We start from the raw sequence: 16,244 nt of genomic DNA on the forward strand, positions 1-16,244 counted from the left end.
CCCGGCTTGTATCTTGCAGACATGCGCGTGGGAGTCCTCGACATCGGGTCCAACACCGGCCACCTCCTGGTGGTCGACGCCCACGGCGGCGCCGCGCCGCTGCCGGCGTCGTCGTACAAGCAGCCGCTCCGCCTCGCCGAGCACCTCGACGAGCGCGGGGCGGTCACGCAGTTCGGCATCGACGCGCTGACCGACTTCGTGTCGGAGTCGGTGCGCGTCGCCGAGGAGCGCGGCTGCGAGGACATGCTCGGGTTCGCGACGTCGGCCGTCCGTGACGCCGTGAACTCCGAAGCGGTCCTCGCCCACGTCGAGGACCGCACCGGGGTCGAGCTCGCCGTGCTCTCCGGCTCGGACGAGGCCCGGCTGACGTTCCTGGCCGTGCGCCGCTGGTTCGGCTGGTCCGCCGGCCGGCTCGCGGTGTTCGACATCGGCGGCGGCTCGCTCGAGATCGCCGGCGGTGCGGACGAGGCGCCCGACGTGGCGTGGTCGATGCCGATCGGGGCGGCCCGGCTCGCGCGGTCGTTCTTCGCGTCCGGCACCCCGACCGCGGACGACGTCCGTCGGATCCGGCACGAGATCCGTGTCGAGATCGCCCGCGACGCCGGCAAGCTCCTGCGCTCCGGGGCGCCCGACCGGGCCGTGGCGACCTCGAAGACGTTCCGGTCGATCGCGCGGATCTGCGGAGCCGCGCCGTCGGGTGCCGGGCCGCTCGTGCCGCGGTCGCTCGACGGGGTCGTCCTCCGACAGCAGCTGCCGGCGCTGCTCGCGATGTCGGTCGAGGAGCTCGCGACGCTCCCCGGTGTCTCCGAGAGCCGCGCCCACCAGATCGTGCCGGGAGCGCTCGTCGCGGAGGCGTGCCTGGACATCTTCGACCTGCCGTCGTTGGAGATCTGCCCGTGGGCGCTGCGCGAGGGCGTGATCCTGGAGCGGCTCGACCAGCTCTCCGTGCTCGGCGCTTGACCATTCTGGTCATTCTGTGACCACAATGGTCACATGCATCGTTCGCTCGGTCCCCGCCTGTCCGTCGTGCCCGCCGTCCTCTGGCTGCTCGCCGGCATCGGGTGGCTGATCGGGGAAGCGGTCACCGCCTCGGCGTTCCCGGCGTACAGCTACGCCACGAACTACATCTCCGACCTCGGGGTCCCCGACGTGGGCATCTTCCAGGGCCGGACGATCGACTCGCCGCTGAGCGCCGTCATGAACACCGTGTTCATCGGGCACGGTGTGCTCTTCGCGTTGGCCGGGCTGCTCGTCGCCCGGGCCGTCGCGTCGACGTCGCGGAGCGCCTCGCGGGCCGTCGCCGTCCTGGTGGTCGCGCACTTCGTCGGCATCACCCTCGTCGGACTGTTCCACGGCAGCCAGGCCAGCGTGGACGACGGCGCGATCGTCCTGCACGTGCTCGGGGCCGCCGTCGCGATCACCAGCGGCAACGTCGTGGCGATCGTCGCCGGGGCGTCGTCCCGGGCGGTGGACGCGCCGCGGGGCTACCGGGTCGCCAGCATCGTGCTCGGCGTCGTCGGCCTCGTGTCGTTGGTGATGCTCCTCGTGGACTCGGGTTCGACGGCGATCACACTCCTGCCGGACGGCGTGTGGGAGCGTGCTTCCGTGTACACGATCATCGCGTGGGAGCTCCTCTCTGGCGGGCTGCTGCTCACCGGGGTCCTCCGTCGCCGGGCAGCGGCCCGCGCATGACCGGCCCCCGCAGCCGTGGCCGGCAGACCAGCGCGGAGATCGAGCACGACCTCCTCGACATCGCCGCCGGGCTCATCGCACGCCGTGGGATCAAGGACACCGCGGTGCAGGCGGTCGCGGACCAGGCGGGCTACTCCAAGGCCGCGGTCCTCGCCCGGTTCACCAGCAAGGACGCGCTCGTCGGAGCCGCGGTCCGACGGTGCATCGAGCAGACCGAGGCGATCCGCGACGCGGTCGCCCGCAGTGCGGTCGGCCCGGAACGGGATGCCGCTGCCCTGGCGGCCGTCACCGACCTCGCACTCGCGCGGCCCGGGTGGGCGGAGTTCGCGCTCGCCGGACTCGCCCTCCGCCGGGGCGACGACGTCAGCGAACGCCTCGAGCCGATGGCGGCCGCCCTGCTCGGGATGTTCGGCATCGACATGGCGGACCCCGCGGCCGTGACGCTCGACCGCAGAGCCCGGGTGACGGGCGCGTTCGGTGCGCTCATCGTGCTCTCGCTCACCTACGAGAACGACGCCTCGGCCGCCGAGGCGCGCCCGGTCCTGCTCGACGTCGGGTGGAGCGCCCTCGGGCACACCGGGTCGTACCCGGGGCGCTGACGGCTACCGCTGTCTGGGTGGGGCGAGCAGCCACGGGCGGATCAGACGCGTCACGAAGGGCAGCACCCAGAACGTCATGATCGGCGTGAGGATCAGCGTCGTGATGAGGACGCGCGGCAGCGCCGAGAGGCCCGCGAACGACGGCACGAGCAGCCCGACGACGATCGTGAACACGAGGTTCACCGGGAAGAAGCCGAGCCAGATGCTCACCGCCTGCTTCCACCGCGGCGGGGCGCTCGACGCCGGGGTGTCCTCGGGGACGTCGAACCAGCCCTCGATCCCGGTGCGCTTCTCGACACGGGACTCCACCACGAGGTCCCTGCCGAGGTCGAGCCACCGCAGCCGGTCGTCGGAGTTCTCCCACGTGGCGAGGGAGTCGTGGTCGGCGAACCGGTAGAGCATGTGCCACTCGCGGGACTGTGCACGGGAGCGGACCCATCCGGAGCCGAGGAAGCCGGGGTAGCGGTTCGCGAGGTTCACCCCGGACTGCACCCACCGGGTGACCTCGGGGATGCGCTCGGGTTCGACGAGACGGGTGATGGACACGGTGACGGGCGGGCCTGCGGTCTCGGGTGACGACTGCAGGCTCCCTGGCTCTTGTGGAGTCATGGGACCAGTCTCGCCGAACCGTGTTTCACGCTCGTGACGCGCTGGGTAGGTTCGGGGGCATGAGCACGGGCGGCACGGGATCGGACACGGAGCGGGGGCGGCACGAGACCCCGACGGAGCGCTGGGACCGGAACTGGGTCGACATCCAGCAGGAGCTCCGCATCGTGCAGACCGGGACGCAGATCCTCGCCGGGTTCCTGCTCACGCTGCCGTTCCAGCAGCGCTTCACGTCGTTGACAGACCGGCAGGAGACGATCTACCTGGTCCTCGTCGTCCTGGCGGTCGTGGTCACCGTCGTCGCACTCTCCGCCGTGGCCACCCACCGCCTGGTGTTCCGGCAGCGGCAGAAGCACGACCTGGTGCGCGCCGGGAACATCATCCTCATCGTCACGCTGATCGCCAGTGCACTGCTGTTCTCCGGCACCGTGCTGTTCGTGTTCGACGTGGTGCTCGGGCGCATCGGCGGCATCGTCGGCGGCGCGGCGGTGTTCATCGGGACCGGCGTGCTCTGGACCTCGCTGCCGTTCGCCCTGCGGCGGACCGCCAGGGACGAGACCGACTAGCTCGCCTTCTTCTTCGCCGTGGTGGACTTCGCCGCGGGCTTCTTCGCCGACGCCTTCTTCGCAGCTGCTGCCTGCTTCGCCGGCTCCTTCTTCGCAGCTGGTGCCTTCTTCGTGGCCGGCGCCCGCTTCGTGTCGGAACCCGATGCTCCGGACCCGGACCCGGACGACCGCGAGCTCGACGACGAACGCGACCCCGAGCCTCCCGTCCGCTTCTTGTCCACGGACGCACGCAAGGCGGCCATCAGGTCGATCACGTCGCCGCCCTCGTCGTCGGACTCCGGCTGCTCCCCGAACGTCTTCTCGGTGTCGATGTCGTCACCCGACTCGAGCTTGGCGTCGATGAGCTGCTGCAGCTCGACCTGGTACTCGTCGGTGTAGCGGTCCGGATCGAAGTCCGTGGACATGCTCTCGACGAGGGACGACGACATCTTCAGCTCGTTCGCACTCACCTTCACCGACGTGTCGAGGGCCTTGAAGTCGGCGGCCCTGACCTCGTCGCCCCAGAGCAGCCCCTGCAGGAGCAGGACGTCGTCGTGCACGCGGAGCACACCGAGCCGGGTCTTCTGCCGCAGCGTGAACTGCACGATCGCGAGACGGTCCGTCTCCTCGAGCGTCTTCCGGAGCAGGACGTAGGCCTTGGGCGAGCGGGAGTCCGGCTCCAGGTAGTACGTCTTCTCGAACATCATCGGGTCGACCTGGTCGACCGGCACGAACTCGAGCACCTCGATCTCGTGGGACTGCTCCTGCGGGAGCTTCTTGAAGTCGTCGGCGGTGAGGACCACCGTCTTCTCGCCGTCGTCGTACGCGCGCTCGATGTCGGCGTACTCGACCTCGTGCCCGAGCTCGCAGACGCGCTTGTAGCGGATACGTGCCTTGTCCTCGTCGTGGACCTGGTGCATCGAGACGTCGTGCGTCTCCGTGGCGGCGTAGACCTTGATCGGCACGTTGACCAGCCCGAACGCGATGGAGCCCTTCCAGATCGACCTCATGGGCACATGATGCCCGTGTCCAGCCGGTCGCGTGCGGATCTCCGGGCGATCCGGAGGCTGCGGAGAGCGGACGCCGTCCGTGCCGAGCGGTACCGTCGGGCACATGGCGGGGCACCGGGGAGACGTCGATCGGGGTGCCCTGTGGCGGCTCGCACTCGCCGCGGTGTCCGTACCGGCGGTGTGGCTGGCGGTCGGGCTCCTCTACGGTGCGGTCGGCCGCGACCCGTCTGCCGGGTTCCTGATCGGCGGCGCCGTCGTCCTCCTCGTGCTCGCCCCGGTCGGGACGTGGTGGGGCTGGCAGCGCCGCGGCGGACGGCTCGCGGTGGTCGAGACCCGGCAGTGGATCAGGAGCGGTACCGTCCCGGACGACGTCCCCGATGCTGTCTGGCGGCCGCGTGTGGCCCAGCGGCAGGACGACTTGACGATGGGACTCGTCGCCGCGGCGCTGGGCGTGGTGATCGTGGCGCTGAGCGTGGGCTCGGCCGTCACGGGGTCGCCGACGGCGTGGATCAGTGCGGCGATCTGGACCGGGCTCGCGACGCAGCAGGCCGTGACGTGGGCGCGGTGGCGTCGGCCGGTCGCCGCACTGCTGGCACGCCCCTCCTTCCCTGTCCACAGCGACGTTCCGAGGGGTGTTCCTCCACAGGAGTCGTCGAACTGAACCGCCGCGCGGCCTCCGCGAGCACGATGGGCGCATGAGCCAGCTCGACAAGGACGACCCGCGGACGAAGTACGCGCGCCCGCCGTTCCCCGCGCAGACGCAGCAGGGGTCCGGGCGTGCCAGCGAGATGGACCCGCCGCCGGACCACGGCGAGACGAGCTACCTCGGCACCGGTCGGATGCCGGGCTACCGGGTGCTCGTGACGGGTGCGGACTCCGGGATCGGCCGAGCGGCGGCGATCGCGATGGCGAAGGAAGGCGCGGACGTCGCGCTGAACGCCCTGCCCGAGGAGATCGACGACCTGACCGAGGTCCGGGACCTCATCGCCGACCTCGGACGGAACGCCGTGATGCTGCCCGGCGACCTCACCGACGAGGACTTCTGCACCGAACTCGTCCGCACCGCCGTCAGTGAGCTCGGCGGGCTCGACGCGCTCGTGCTCGTCGCCGGCGCGCAGCAGGTGCACGACGACGTCACCGAGCAGTCGACGGCGGACTTCGACCGCACGATGAAGACCAACGTCTACGCGATGTTCTGGCTGGTCCGTGCGGCCGTGCCGCACATGGCCCCGGGGAGCGCGATCGTCACCACGAGCTCGGTGTCCGCGTACGAACCGCAGGCCCGGATGATCGACTACGCGGCCACGAAGGCGGCGATCATCACCTACACGAACGGCCTCGCACGGCAGCTCGCGGTGAAGGGGATCCGGGCCAACACGGTCGTGCCGGGGCCGGTGTGGACGCCGCTGCAGCCGATCAGCTACCCCGGGGACGAGATCGCGGCGTACGGCCAGGCCACCCCGTTCGGCCGACCGGCGCAGCCCGTGGAACTCGGCAGCGCCTACGTCTACCTCGCCGGGCCCGAGTCGTCGTACACGTCCGGCACGACGCTGACGGTGGCGGGAGCGACCGGGGTGGCGCTGTGAGCCCGGCGCGGGCGAGCACCGTCGCGCGCAGGACGACGGTCCTGGTGGGGGACCGGCGGCTCGCGCTGACGAACCTCGACAAGGTGCTCTACCCGGAGACCGGCACGACGAAGGGGCGCGTGATCGAGTACTACGAGCGCGTCGCACCGTGGATGATCCCGCACGTCAAGGGCCGACCGGTGACCCGGAAGCGGTGGGCGAACGGCGTCGACGGCAAGGTCTTCTTCGAGAAGAACCTGCCCGACTCCGCGCCGGACTGGGTCCGTCACCACACGATCCAGCACTCCGAGCACGACAACGAGTACCCGATCGTGGACGACCTGCCGACGCTCGTGTGGATGGCGCAGCAGGCTGCGCTCGAACTCCACGTGCCGCAGTGGCGGTTCGGCCCGCGGGGTGCGCAGCAGAACCCGGACCGGCTGGTGCTCGACCTCGACCCCGGGGAAGGCGTGGGTCTCGCCGAGTGCGTGGAGGTGGCGGTCGCGGCGCGCGAAGTCCTGCAGGGCATGGGGCTCGACCCGTACCCGGTGACGTCGGGCTCGAAGGGCATCCACCTGTACGCGGCGCTCGACGGCCGCTCCGCGACGAAGCACGTTTCCGAGGTCGCTCACGAACTCGCGAAGGCACTCGAGCAGGACATGCCGGACCTGGCGCTGTCGTCGATGAGCCGCGCCGAGCGGAAGGGCAAGGTGTTCGTCGACTGGTCGCAGAACAACGGGAACAAGACCACGATCGCGCCGTACTCGCTCCGCGGGCGTTCGCACCCGACCGTCGCGGCACCGCGCACGTGGAAGGAACTCACCGAGAAGGGGCTGGCCCAGCTGACATTGGACGAGGTCCTCGAGCGGGTGGAGGACCGCGGCGACTTCCTGCACCCGGTGGCGGCCGCGTCGTTGGCCGTCGGCAGGGCCGACGAGGGGCACTGGGACAGCGACCGGACCCAGCAGGCGAACGACGCGGAACGGCAGGACCGAGCCGGAGGCCCGGCGAACGACCGCCTGTCGACCTACCGTGCGAAGCGGGATGCGTCCAAGACCCCCGAACCGGTCCCGCAGGACGCGCCGACGGTCCGGAAGGACGGCACCCCGACCTTCGTCATCCAGGAGCACCACGCCACCCGGGACCACTACGACTTCCGCCTCGAGCACGACGGCGTGCTCGTCAGCTGGGCGCTGCCGAAGGGGGAGCCGACGGACCCGGGGAAGAACCACCTCGCCGTCATGACCGAGGACCACCCGCTCGAGTACGGCGGCTTCGAGGGCACCATCCCGAAGGACGAGTACGGCGGCGGGACCGTCACCATCTGGGACGACGGCACGTACGAGCTCGAGAAGTGGCGCGAGGGCGAAGAGGTCATCGTCACGCTGCACGGACGGACGAACGGCAACCGCCGCCTCGCGATCCTGCACACGCGCGGTCGTGGTCGCGGGCGGGACGGCGACGAGAAGAACTGGCTCATCCACCTGACGAAGGAGCAGCCGGACCCCACGGCCGACGCGTCAGGGGGGACGCCCGCTCCCCGCGCTCCCCGCACCGCCGGTCACTCGGCCGGGCGCGACGACGACGGTCGCGAGCGGATCGCCGGAGCTGCGAGTTCCTCCACCGACCCCGTCGAGCGCCGCACCATGCAGGCGACCCTCGCGAAGGGCGAGCCGACGCTGGACACCGGAGCGTGGGCGTTCGAGATGAAGTGGGACGGTGTCCGTGCGCTCGCCACGGTCCGGGGCGGCTCGGTGTCGCTCCGGAGCCGGAACGGCAACGACCTGACGGCGCAGTACCCCGAACTCCAGGAACTCGGCGAGCGAGCCGGCGTCGACGGGGTCTTCGACGGTGAGATCGTCGCGCTCGACGACCGCGGACGACCGAGCTTCCAGCTGTTGCAGAACCGGATGGGACTGACCAAGAAGCGGGAGGTCGACGCCGCGCGTGAACGCACCCCGGTGCGGTTGCTGCTCTTCGACGTGCTCGAAGCGGACGGGCACGACCTGACCCGGCTCGCGTACGACAACCGTCGGGAAGCCCTCGAGACCGTCGTCGAGCCCGGCGGGGCGATCGACGTGCCGAAGGCGTACGAGGGCGACCTCGACCGAGCCATGGCGGACTCCGAGGCCGAGGGGCTCGAGGGTGTCGTGGCGAAGAAGCGCTCCTCCCGCTACGCCGAGGGCCGGCGCTCCGAGGCCTGGCTGAAGCTCAAGCACCACGCCACGCAGGAGGTCGTGGTCGCCGGGTGGAAGCCCGGGAGCGGTCGGCGTGCGGGCGGCGTCGGATCCCTGCTCCTCGGGATCCCCGGCGACGACGGTCTGCAGTACGTCGGCAAGGTCGGGACCGGCTTCCGTGACCGTGACCTCGACGAGATCGCGAGCGTCCTCGGGCCGCTGGAGCGGAAGACGTCACCCCTCGTCGACGTCCCGAGACCGGACGCCCGTGACGCCCACTGGGTCACGCCCGAACGCGTCGGTGAGGTCGAGTTCGCGGAGTGGACCGCTGACGGACGGCTCCGGCAGCCGTCGTGGCGGGGCTGGCGCCTCGACAAGTCGGCGGAGGACGTCGTCCGAGAGTGAGCGCGCACTCGTCGCATGCATCCGCATGAGGTCCGCTGGAGGCGAACTTCCGTCCCCCGTCCGGCTTCCCGGCGGGGGACGAATTCGTGACGATCACTGAGGAAAACCCGCGTGACTGTTACGTTCCTCGGGACGAAAGGGCGTGGCGATGAGCGCGAGCAACTACCTGCCACCGTTCACTCCGGAGGAGCGCGTCGCGATCTCGGGGGACCAGGCGACTCGGAAGCCGATCGACCCGGGTGCGGTGATCACGGACTCCGAGGTGACGTACGCGGACTTCCTCGGCGACGAGGTCGACGACTGATCCGCACCATCAGCGCTGACGCTGACGCTGACGCTGACGCTGACGCTGGTCGTGGGGACGGCCCGCGCACCGGATCAGGGAGTGCACGGGCCGCCGCCGAAGCGCCGTGGCCGGTCGTTCAGGGATGACCGACCACGGCGCGCTCAGGTCACCCGCGCGTGCAGCGCGGATGATGGGCACGTACACAAAGACGTCCTGAGCAGACGATTCGTCACGCAGGAACCCGAAACCGATCCGGAAGGCCGACTCCTGACCGAGGACCAGCCGCTCTCGTCGCTGTCCGACGGCTCGCTCGTCGAGCGCTCGGCTGACGGCGACACCGCAGCGTTCGGCGTGCTCATCCGCCGGTACGGTCCGCTCATGCGCGCCTACGCCGCTCGGATCCTCGGGCACGGCGACGGGGAGGCCGACGACGCCGTGCAGGAGGCATCACTCCAGGCGTGGCAGCGCATCGACCGCGTCGAGGACCCGGACCGTGTGCGCTCCTGGCTGTTCCGGATCGCTGCGAACAAGGCGCTCGACCGGCTCCGTCGGCGGCACCCGCACCTCGACCTCGAAGCCGTCCCGGAGGCGAGTGACGAGCGACCGGTGGACGAGGTCGTGATCGCGCGGCTCCAGGTGGACGAACTCGCCCGGATCGCGCAGAACCTGCCCGATGCGCAGCGTGCAGTCTGGGTGATGCGCGAGGTCGGCGGCGCGTCCTACGCCGAGATCGCGGAGGAGACCGGGATGTCGACGGCGGCCGTGCGTGGTGCACTCGCGCGGGCGAGGCGGACGGTGCTGACGCAGATGGAGGGGTGGCGATGAACGACGACGACGTCGACGACCGCTACGGTGCCTTCACGCTGGACGAGCTCTCCGACTACCTCGACTCCGGCCAGGACCCGGTGCGCGACGACATCGAGCGCGACCCCGATGCGGCCCGGGCGCTCGGCCGGCTCCGAGCGCTGCGCGAGGCGTCGAGTGACCTCCTCGCGGCGGACGTCCGCGCGGCTCAGGGTGCTGACGAGGCCTGGATCTCGGGGGTCCTCGCGACCATCCGGACGACCGCGCACGCGGGGCGGGACATCCCGGTCCCCGACGACGACCCCGACTCCACGCTCGTCGTGACCGAGGGGGCACTCCGCGGGCTCGTCCGCGCGCTCGGCGACACGGTGCCGGGTGTGCTCGTGCGACGCACCCGGTTCACCGGCGACGTCGGGACCGCTGGTGCGCCGATCGACGTCGAGGTCACGATCGCGGTGACGGCTGACGCGCCGCTCCGCGCACGCGCCGACACGCTCCGGACGATGGTCGCGGCGGCGCTGGCCGACCACGCGCCGTTCCCGGTGCGTTCCCTGACGGTCCGCGTGGCGGACGTCCTGACCCCGAGGAGACCGTCGTGAGACCCGACACGCGGGCACTGTCACGGATGGCCACCGAAGCGGCCCTCGCCGTCCCGGGCGTCCGGTCGGTGATCCCGCCGGGCCCGAGTCTCGCCGTGCTGGTGCGCGATGTCCGCTCGGTGCTGGACCTGCCGCGGGACGGCGGCGCCGTGCTCGTCGAGGACCGGGCCGACCAGGTGCGTGTCCGCGCCGTGGTGACGGTGGATGCCGGCCGTCCGGCGATCGCGAGCGTCCGCGCGGTCCGCGACGCGATCGTGTCGAGCCTCGCCGACGAGGTCGGTCAGCGGCGGACGGACGTCACGGTCCGGGTCGTCGAGATCACCTGATCAGGCGGCGGGTGCTGGTCCGTCCGCGGGTTCGGCGTCGTCCGCGACGGGGAGGTCCTCGTCGATGAGTTCGTCCTCGGACGGCTCGACGACCTCGGCCGCAGCCGCCTTCGCCTCGTCGATCGTGTCCTGCGACTCCCGCAGCAGTCGGTCGTCTCCGGTGGGTGCCTGCTCACTCATGGCGACGACGTTACGCGGGCGCGCCTGAGCCGGTTTCCCGCCGTGGGCGGTGCAGCGGTTCGAAGTCGACCGCCGAGGTCGGGGCCGGCGACGTCGGCATCGCGGGTGCCGCCGGAGCGCCGAACGCGTCGGCGGCGTCGAGCACCGCACGGGTGGCGGCAGCGGCGGTGCGGAGTGCGTCCGCGATGGGGAGTGCACGGTGCGCCGGGGTCCGGACCTCCACGCCCCATGGTTCGTCGTAGCCCAGCTCACGGACGATGCGGATGAAGCCGGGGATGTCCCACGCGCCGGCGCCCGGCAGGTACCGGCCGTCCCGGGACTCGTCGGCGAGCGTCATCCCGCTCGGTGTGGACAGCAGGCCGTCACTGAGTTCGACGGCCGCGAGGGTCGAGGGCATCACACCCTGACGGATCGAGGCGAGCGTGGAGCCGCCGCGAAGCGCGTGCATGGCGTCGAGGAGCAGCCCGCCGGCCCCGGCTGCGGTGATGAACCGCGATGCCCGTTCGACGGTGGGCAGGTTCGACCACGGTTCGGGTTCGAGCACGAGCTGCGCGCCGACGCCGTCGGCCTGGCGGGCGAGCACGCCCCAGTCGTCGAGCATCGCGGTGGGGGAGACGCCGGGCAGCGTGACGTCCGCCCGTGCGACGACCTGCCAGGCGCGCAGTGAGGCGGCGGCTTCGAGCAGCACACCGCGGTCGGCGTCCTCACCGGTGGTGCGGCTCGTGCAGGTCCACCAGTTGCCGAGGGTCCCGAGCTGCACCCACACGATGCCGGCGTCGTCGAGCATCCGGCGGAGTCGGGCGAAGCCGATCGTGGCGCGGACCTCGTGCAGGTCGTCGAGTGCGAGGGAGATCCCCGCGAACCCGGCGTCACCGACGGCGCGGACGCGCTCGTCGATGGGTTCGTCGCCGTCCCATGTCCAGGACGTGGCGAGCAAGTCGTGTTCCAGCACGTCGCACCTCGAATCCGGCGGCGCTGCGGCGGTCGTCCCCGACCCGTCGTCCCCGCCCAGTGATCACGACGCCGGGTTCCCGCGCGGCGTCAGGCTCAGTGGTACTCTCCGCGGCTCGGAGTTGTCCCAGCGGTTCGAAACACCCGCGTCATCTGGCCACCTGACTCGCCGGGTCAGGCGACGCGCGTGACGACCCGTCCGACGCCCACGATCTCGCCCTCGAGCAGTGCGCCGCGCTCGATGCGGCCGACTCCCTCCGGCGTCCCGGTCATCACGAGGTCCCCTGGTTCGAGCCGGACGAACCGCGAGAGGGTCGCGATGACCTCGGCAACGGACCAGATCTGCTCGGCGAGGTCGCCCGTCTGAGCGATCTCCCCGTCGATGCGGAGCTCGACCGTGCCGGCCGTGGGGTCGACGCCGGCAGCGGGCACCAGCGTGCCGATCGGGGCGGAGGCGTCGAAGCCCTTCGCCATGTCCCACGGGCGACCGAGCCGCTTGGCCTCGGCCTGCAGGTCACGTCGGGTGAGGTCGAGCCCGACGGCGTAGCCCCACACGTGCTCGAGGGCGTGTGCGGGGTCGATGTCCGATCCGGCCGTGCCGATCGCCACGACCAGCTCGACTTCGTGCTCCAGACGCTCGGTCTCCGTCGGGTACGGGGTGTCCGCGTCGTCCGCGACGATCGCGTCGGCCGGCTTCGTGAAGAAGAACGGCGGCTCGCGGTCCGGGTCGTGGCCCATCTCACGCGCGTGCGCCGCGTAGTTCCGTCCGACGCAGAACACGCGGCGGACGGGGAACCGCCCGCCGGTGGACGTCGGGAGCGTCGGGACGGACGGGGCCGGGATCACGAGGTCGGACACTGCTCCAGCGTGCCACGCCGTGCCGGTCAGTCGGCGAACGACGCTTCGTACCGGAGCTTCCGCGCTCGTGCGCGCTCCTGCCGCTCCCGCCATTCCATGCGGGCTTGGCGCAGCTCTTCCTCGGCGTTCTGCGCACGCATCATCGGTCCGTAGTGATGGTGTGCCAGCAGCTTCGGGGTCGTGAGCTCGAGGACGTCGAGGTGTCGTTTGAAGTCCTTGTCGCTCTCGTCAGAGATCATCATCGTCTTCCTCTCCTGGACGTGGCTCGCGTGTGCGCTCGCGCTGCTCGAGTTCACGGAGGACCCACCAGTCGTCCTCGGTGACCCACTCGCGCGTGACCAGCGCGTGGACCATCAGCGCCGCCGACTCGCGGCCGGACGGTTCCGACGAGCAAGCGCGTTCGGCAACCCAGGACCAACGCTGCCACCACAGGTCGCGATGGGCCAAGGAACCGGTATTTCGCCGTGCGGCACGCCCTTCGAGCACCGTCACCACCGTCGCTGCGACCGCACCGCAGGCACTCACCACCGAGACGAGCGCACCCGTCCACCCGATCCATGCACCGTCCATGTGGGCCATCGTGGGGCCCTGGACCGGGCCGTGGGTGGACCGTGCGCCGATCTGTGGACGGCGAGCCGAGCCTCCAGGCTGTGGAGCGACCGTCGATGACGGAAGCGGGCCTCAGCGACCCGGCGCCGCGCCCTCCGTCTCGCCCTCGCCCGGGTCTCCCCCGGTCCCGCCCGAGGCGGGCTCATCCTGCGGCCACCCGGAGAACTCCCTTCCGTCGACGGAGGGGTGGTCCTCTCCGTTCGTGTAGGCGTAGGCACGGGCGGCGTCACGCGCCTCGGAGAGCTTCGCGAGCAGCGAGGCGAACCGGTCGGACCCGTCGGCCACCCGGGTCAGGGCGTCGTGTGCGAGTGCGAAGCGGTCCATCTCGTTGCGGATGAGCATGTCGAACGGCGACGTGGTGGTGCCCTGCTCGAGGAACCCGTGCACGTGCAGGTCGTCGTGTCCGTGGCGACGGTAGGTGAGCTGGTGCACGAGCGACGGGTACCCGTGGAACGCGAAGACGGCAGGGGTACCGGGCAGGAAGAGCTCGTCGTAGCGCTCGTCGGACACCGGGTGCGAGTGCTTCCGGGTGTCGCCGAGCGCCAGCAGGTCGACGACGTTCACGACCCGCACGCCGACGTCGGGGGCGTGCTTCCGGATGATGTCCGCTGCGGCGACGGTCTCGACGGTCGGGACGTCACCGGCGCTGACGAGCACCACGTCGGCACGGCCGACCGACTCCTCGGTGCCCGCCCAGTCCCACACGCCGAGACCCGCGGACGCGTGCGCGACGGCGTCCTCCAGCGAGAGGAAGACCGGCTCCGGGTGCTTGCCGGCGACGATCACCTCGATGCGGTTCGTGGTCTCGAGGGCGTGCTCGGCGACGGCGAGCAGGGTGTTCGCGTCGGCGGGCAGCTTGATGCGGACGAAGTCCTGCTGCTTCGACGCGACGACGTCCAGGAACCCGGGGTCCTGGTGGGAGAAACCGTTGTGGTCCTGCCGCCACACGTGCGAGGAGAGCAGGATCGTCAGGTTCGAGACGGGGGCGCGCCAGTCGATGTCCGCGGACGACTCCAGCCACTTGGCGTACTGGCCGACCATCGAGTCGATGATGTGCGCGAACGCCTCGTACGTGTTGAGGACACCGTGTCGGCCGGAGAGCACGTAGCCCTCGAGCATCCCTTCGAGCAGGTGCTCGGACAGGATCTCGATCACGCGTCCGGTCGGGGCGATGTGCTCGTCGTCGGCACTGTTCGCCGCCCGCCAGACCCGGTTCGTCACGTCGAAGACCGCGTCGAGCTTGTTCGACACGGTCTCGTCCGGCCCGAACAGGCGGAAGGACGAGGGGTTCTGCGCGGTGAGTGCCGCCATCCACGGGCCGAGCGTGCCGGTGGCCGACGCGGGCGTCCCGGCCTCGACCGCGTACGACGACAGCCCCGGCCGGTCGAGCGCCGTCCGGATCCGACCGCCGTTCGCGTGCGGGGTGGCGCTCATCCGCTTGTCGCCGACCGGCCGGATGCCCTCGAGGATGCCGACGCCCTCGCCGTCCTCGTCGAACAGCTCCGCCGGACGGTACGACTCCATCCACGCCTGCAGCTGCGCGCGGTGCTCGTCGTTCTCGCGCACCGCCGGCAGCGGGACCTGATGCGCGCGGAAGGTGCCCTCGACGCGCTCGCCGTCGACCTCCTTCGGGCCGGTCCAGCCCTTCGGGGTGCGCAGGATGATCATCGGCCAGCGCGGACGCAGGTCCGACGCGCCGGCCATCTCGCTGGCCGCTGCGCGCGCCGCCTGGCCGCGTGCGGCCGCCTGGATGTCGTCGATCGTCGCCAGCGCCCGGCGGAGTGCGCCGTCGAAGAGCGCGTGCACGGCGAAGGGGTCGTCGTCGACGCGTGCGGAGTCCACGACGATCGGTTCGTACCCGAGACCGCGGAAGTACGCGGTCAGGTCCTCGCCGGGGATGCGCGCGAGCACGGTCGGGTTGGCGATCTTCCACCCGTTGAGGTTGAGGATCGGCAGCACGGCGCCGTCGGCGACGGGGTCGATGAAGGTGTGCGCCTGCCAGGAGCCGGACAGCGGGCCGGTCTCCGCTTCGCCGTCGCCCACCACACATGTGACGACGAGATCGGGGTTGTCGAGCGCCGCTCCGTACGCGTGCGCGAGGGAGTAGCCGAGTTCGCCGCCCTCGTTGATCGAGCCGGGGGTCTCGGGTGCCGCGTGCGACGGGATGCCGCCGGGGAAGGAGAACTGCCGGAAGAACCGCTGCAGCGTCGTGCCGGGGTAGAGCTCCTGCCAGGTGCCGTCGAGCCACGCGTTCGCGTTCATCGCCGGGCCGCCGTGGCCGGGCCCGCAGACGTAGAGCATGTCGCGGTCGGAGGAACTGATCAGCGCGTTGCAGTGCGCGTAGATCAAGTTGAGTGCGGGGGAGGTGCCCCAGTGTCCGAGCAGCCGGGGCTTGACGTCCTCCGGCTCGATCGGGCGGGACAGCAGCGGGTTCTCCATCAGGTAGATCTGCCCGACGGTCAGGTAGTTCGCCGCGCGCCACCACGCGTCGATCGCGCGGATCCGGTCGGTCGTCGCCAGGTGCTCAGGAGCCATGACCCCACGCTACGGATCCGGGCACCGGAAGGAATCCAGAAACTCGTCCAATCCGTTCCGGGCGGGGTGCCGAATCATCTGCACAGGGCAAATGCCCAGGGCGCTCTCCGGTCGAACACGGCCGGTGCTCGGTGTACGCACAGGTGCGTGCCGGAGAAGCCTCACCACAGCAAAGGATCAGTTCCCATGCGCAAGTTCACCAAGACCACGGTCTCCCTCGCCGCTGCCGGCGCGATCATCCTCGGCGGCGCCGGGTTCGGCGTCTCGGCCGCGCAGGCCTCGACCCCGACCATCCACACGGTCGCGTCGTCGTCCTCGAAGATCCCGGCCCCGGTCGCATCGGTGCCCGAGGTCCTCGGCGGCAACACCTCCGTCGCCCTCGACTCCGGCTTCACCGACGCGCTCACCGCGCTGAAGCTCACCCCCGGCGTGTCCGGCTCCGCCAAGCTCGCCGACGGCGCCGTGTCCTTCCCGATCACCGCCGGCTCGGTCACGTA

The 16,244-nt window shown here is 71.2% G+C and carries 19 protein-coding genes and 1 pseudogene; 12 read left to right on the forward strand and 8 right to left on the reverse strand.

Annotation, left to right across the window (positions count from 1 at the left end):
- Window positions 1–21: 21 nt before the first annotated feature.
- The 3 genes from EDF55_RS13190 to EDF55_RS13200 are packed head-to-tail and all read left to right on the forward strand — an operon-like array spanning window position 22 to window position 2,291.
- Window positions 22–960: a Ppx/GppA phosphatase family protein gene (locus EDF55_RS13190; protein WP_123655395.1), complete on the forward strand. Its 939-nt coding sequence runs from the start codon at window positions 22–24 to the stop codon at window positions 958–960.
- 33 nt (window positions 961–993) lie between these two features.
- On the forward strand, window positions 994–1,692 hold the full coding sequence (locus tag EDF55_RS13195) for a DUF998 domain-containing protein (protein WP_123655396.1): 699 nt from the start codon (window positions 994–996) through the stop codon (window positions 1,690–1,692).
- Window positions 1,689–2,291 (forward strand): TetR/AcrR family transcriptional regulator, encoded by a 603-nt coding sequence (locus EDF55_RS13200; RefSeq protein WP_123655397.1) that lies wholly within the window; start codon window positions 1,689–1,691, stop codon window positions 2,289–2,291. Before EDF55_RS13195 ends, EDF55_RS13200 begins: the two co-directional genes overlap by 4 nt.
- Window positions 2,292–2,294: 3 nt before the next feature.
- On the opposite strand, the gene EDF55_RS13205 is transcribed toward EDF55_RS13200, so the two are convergent.
- A complete protein-coding gene (locus EDF55_RS13205) occupies window positions 2,295–2,900 on the reverse strand; it encodes an antibiotic biosynthesis monooxygenase (RefSeq protein ID WP_123655398.1) in 606 nt (201 codons plus the stop codon).
- A gap of 59 nt (window positions 2,901–2,959) precedes the next feature.
- Between EDF55_RS13205 and EDF55_RS13210 the strand changes: the two genes are divergently transcribed.
- A complete protein-coding gene (locus EDF55_RS13210; protein WP_123655399.1) occupies window positions 2,960–3,463 on the forward strand; it encodes a DUF6328 family protein in 504 nt (167 codons plus the stop codon).
- Here the strand turns inward: EDF55_RS13210 and EDF55_RS13215 are convergent.
- Complete coding sequence (locus tag EDF55_RS13215) at window positions 3,460–4,452, reverse strand: Ku protein (protein ID WP_123655400.1); 993 nt, start codon at window positions 4,450–4,452, stop codon at window positions 3,460–3,462. The two genes, EDF55_RS13210 and EDF55_RS13215, sit on opposite strands and share 4 nt — an antisense overlap.
- 103 nt (window positions 4,453–4,555) lie before the next feature.
- Here EDF55_RS13215 and EDF55_RS13220 point away from each other — a divergent pair, with 103 nt between their 5' ends.
- The 7 genes from EDF55_RS13220 to EDF55_RS13245 all read left to right on the forward strand — a co-directional run bounded on the left by EDF55_RS13220 (window position 4,556) and on the right by EDF55_RS13245 (window position 10,614).
- Entirely contained in the window at window positions 4,556–5,113 is a 558-nt protein-coding gene (locus tag EDF55_RS13220) for a hypothetical protein (RefSeq protein ID WP_123655401.1), read from the forward strand.
- A gap of 34 nt (window positions 5,114–5,147) precedes the next feature.
- Window positions 5,148–6,038, forward strand: a complete 891-nt coding sequence (locus EDF55_RS13225) for an SDR family oxidoreductase (RefSeq protein ID WP_123655402.1) — start codon at window positions 5,148–5,150, stop codon at window positions 6,036–6,038.
- Entirely contained in the window at window positions 6,035–8,599 is a 2,565-nt protein-coding gene (locus tag EDF55_RS13230) for an ATP-dependent DNA ligase (protein WP_123655403.1), read from the forward strand. Before EDF55_RS13225 ends, EDF55_RS13230 begins: the two co-directional genes overlap by 4 nt.
- Window positions 8,600–8,747: 148 nt before the next feature.
- Window positions 8,748–8,903 (forward strand): hypothetical protein, encoded by a 156-nt coding sequence (locus EDF55_RS18855; protein WP_165931305.1) that lies wholly within the window; start codon window positions 8,748–8,750, stop codon window positions 8,901–8,903.
- A gap of 81 nt (window positions 8,904–8,984) precedes the next feature.
- The gene (locus EDF55_RS13235) at window positions 8,985–9,710 is read left to right on the forward strand and encodes an RNA polymerase sigma factor (RefSeq protein WP_395870332.1); all 726 of its coding nucleotides are present in this window, start codon (window positions 8,985–8,987) and stop codon (window positions 9,708–9,710) included.
- Window positions 9,707–10,288, forward strand: coding sequence for a hypothetical protein (locus EDF55_RS13240; RefSeq protein WP_123655404.1), 582 nt, complete (start codon window positions 9,707–9,709; stop codon window positions 10,286–10,288). Before EDF55_RS13235 ends, EDF55_RS13240 begins: the two co-directional genes overlap by 4 nt.
- Window positions 10,285–10,614 (forward strand): hypothetical protein, encoded by a 330-nt coding sequence (locus EDF55_RS13245; protein WP_123655405.1) that lies wholly within the window; start codon window positions 10,285–10,287, stop codon window positions 10,612–10,614. The genes EDF55_RS13240 and EDF55_RS13245 overlap by 4 nt, the downstream gene beginning before the upstream one ends.
- On the opposite strand, the gene EDF55_RS13250 is transcribed toward EDF55_RS13245, so the two are convergent.
- The 6 genes from EDF55_RS13250 to EDF55_RS13275 form a co-directional block, all read right to left on the reverse strand.
- Window positions 10,615–10,794: a hypothetical protein gene (locus EDF55_RS13250; RefSeq protein ID WP_123655406.1), complete on the reverse strand. Its 180-nt coding sequence runs from the start codon at window positions 10,792–10,794 to the stop codon at window positions 10,615–10,617.
- Between the two features lie 10 nt (window positions 10,795–10,804).
- A complete protein-coding gene (locus EDF55_RS13255; protein ID WP_165931304.1) occupies window positions 10,805–11,746 on the reverse strand; it encodes a sugar phosphate isomerase/epimerase in 942 nt (313 codons plus the stop codon).
- Between the two features lie 173 nt (window positions 11,747–11,919).
- Window positions 11,920–12,603 carry a fumarylacetoacetate hydrolase family protein gene (locus EDF55_RS13260; RefSeq protein WP_221180754.1) on the reverse strand — a complete coding sequence of 228 codons (684 nt, stop codon included), beginning with the start codon at window positions 12,601–12,603 and terminating at the stop codon, window positions 11,920–11,922.
- 26 nt (window positions 12,604–12,629) lie between these two features.
- Entirely contained in the window at window positions 12,630–12,845 is a 216-nt protein-coding gene (locus EDF55_RS13265; RefSeq protein WP_123655409.1) for a hypothetical protein, read from the reverse strand.
- The gene (locus EDF55_RS13270) at window positions 12,832–13,173 is read right to left on the reverse strand and encodes a hypothetical protein (protein WP_123655410.1); all 342 of its coding nucleotides are present in this window, start codon (window positions 13,171–13,173) and stop codon (window positions 12,832–12,834) included. The genes EDF55_RS13265 and EDF55_RS13270 overlap by 14 nt, the downstream gene beginning before the upstream one ends.
- 111 nt (window positions 13,174–13,284) lie before the next feature.
- Window positions 13,285–15,747 carry a phosphoketolase gene (locus tag EDF55_RS13275; protein WP_123655411.1) on the reverse strand — a complete coding sequence of 821 codons (2,463 nt, stop codon included), beginning with the start codon at window positions 15,745–15,747 and terminating at the stop codon, window positions 13,285–13,287.
- Window positions 15,748–15,933: 186 nt separating this feature from the next.
- Between EDF55_RS13275 and EDF55_RS13280 the strand changes: the two are divergent.
- Window positions 15,934–16,244: pseudogene (locus EDF55_RS13280) on the forward strand (hypothetical protein); the annotation flags it as partial.

Source organism: Curtobacterium sp. ZW137 (assembly GCF_003762905.1).
Taxonomy (GTDB): Bacteria; Actinomycetota; Actinomycetes; order Actinomycetales; family Microbacteriaceae; genus Curtobacterium.

Coding starts and splice junctions, on each gene's coding strand:
- EDF55_RS13210 (WP_123655399.1), top strand. CDS start 2,960: ATGAGCACGGGCGGCACGGGATCGGACACGGAGCGGGGGCGGCACGAG.
- EDF55_RS13215 (WP_123655400.1), bottom strand. CDS start 4,452: ATGAGGTCGATCTGGAAGGGCTCCATCGCGTTCGGGCTGGTCAACGTG.
- EDF55_RS13220 (WP_123655401.1), top strand. CDS start 4,556: ATGGCGGGGCACCGGGGAGACGTCGATCGGGGTGCCCTGTGGCGGCTC.
- EDF55_RS13225 (WP_123655402.1), top strand. CDS start 5,148: ATGAGCCAGCTCGACAAGGACGACCCGCGGACGAAGTACGCGCGCCCG.
- EDF55_RS13205 (WP_123655398.1), bottom strand. CDS start 2,900: ATGACTCCACAAGAGCCAGGGAGCCTGCAGTCGTCACCCGAGACCGCA.
- EDF55_RS13200 (WP_123655397.1), top strand. CDS start 1,689: ATGACCGGCCCCCGCAGCCGTGGCCGGCAGACCAGCGCGGAGATCGAG.
- EDF55_RS13190 (WP_123655395.1), top strand. CDS start 22: ATGCGCGTGGGAGTCCTCGACATCGGGTCCAACACCGGCCACCTCCTG.
- EDF55_RS13275 (WP_123655411.1), bottom strand. CDS start 15,747: ATGGCTCCTGAGCACCTGGCGACGACCGACCGGATCCGCGCGATCGAC.
- EDF55_RS13270 (WP_123655410.1), bottom strand. CDS start 13,173: ATGGACGGTGCATGGATCGGGTGGACGGGTGCGCTCGTCTCGGTGGTG.
- EDF55_RS18855 (WP_165931305.1), top strand. CDS start 8,748: ATGAGCGCGAGCAACTACCTGCCACCGTTCACTCCGGAGGAGCGCGTC.
- EDF55_RS13250 (WP_123655406.1), bottom strand. CDS start 10,794: ATGAGTGAGCAGGCACCCACCGGAGACGACCGACTGCTGCGGGAGTCG.
- EDF55_RS13195 (WP_123655396.1), top strand. CDS start 994: ATGCATCGTTCGCTCGGTCCCCGCCTGTCCGTCGTGCCCGCCGTCCTC.
- EDF55_RS13240 (WP_123655404.1), top strand. CDS start 9,707: ATGAACGACGACGACGTCGACGACCGCTACGGTGCCTTCACGCTGGAC.
- EDF55_RS13265 (WP_123655409.1), bottom strand. CDS start 12,845: ATGATGATCTCTGACGAGAGCGACAAGGACTTCAAACGACACCTCGAC.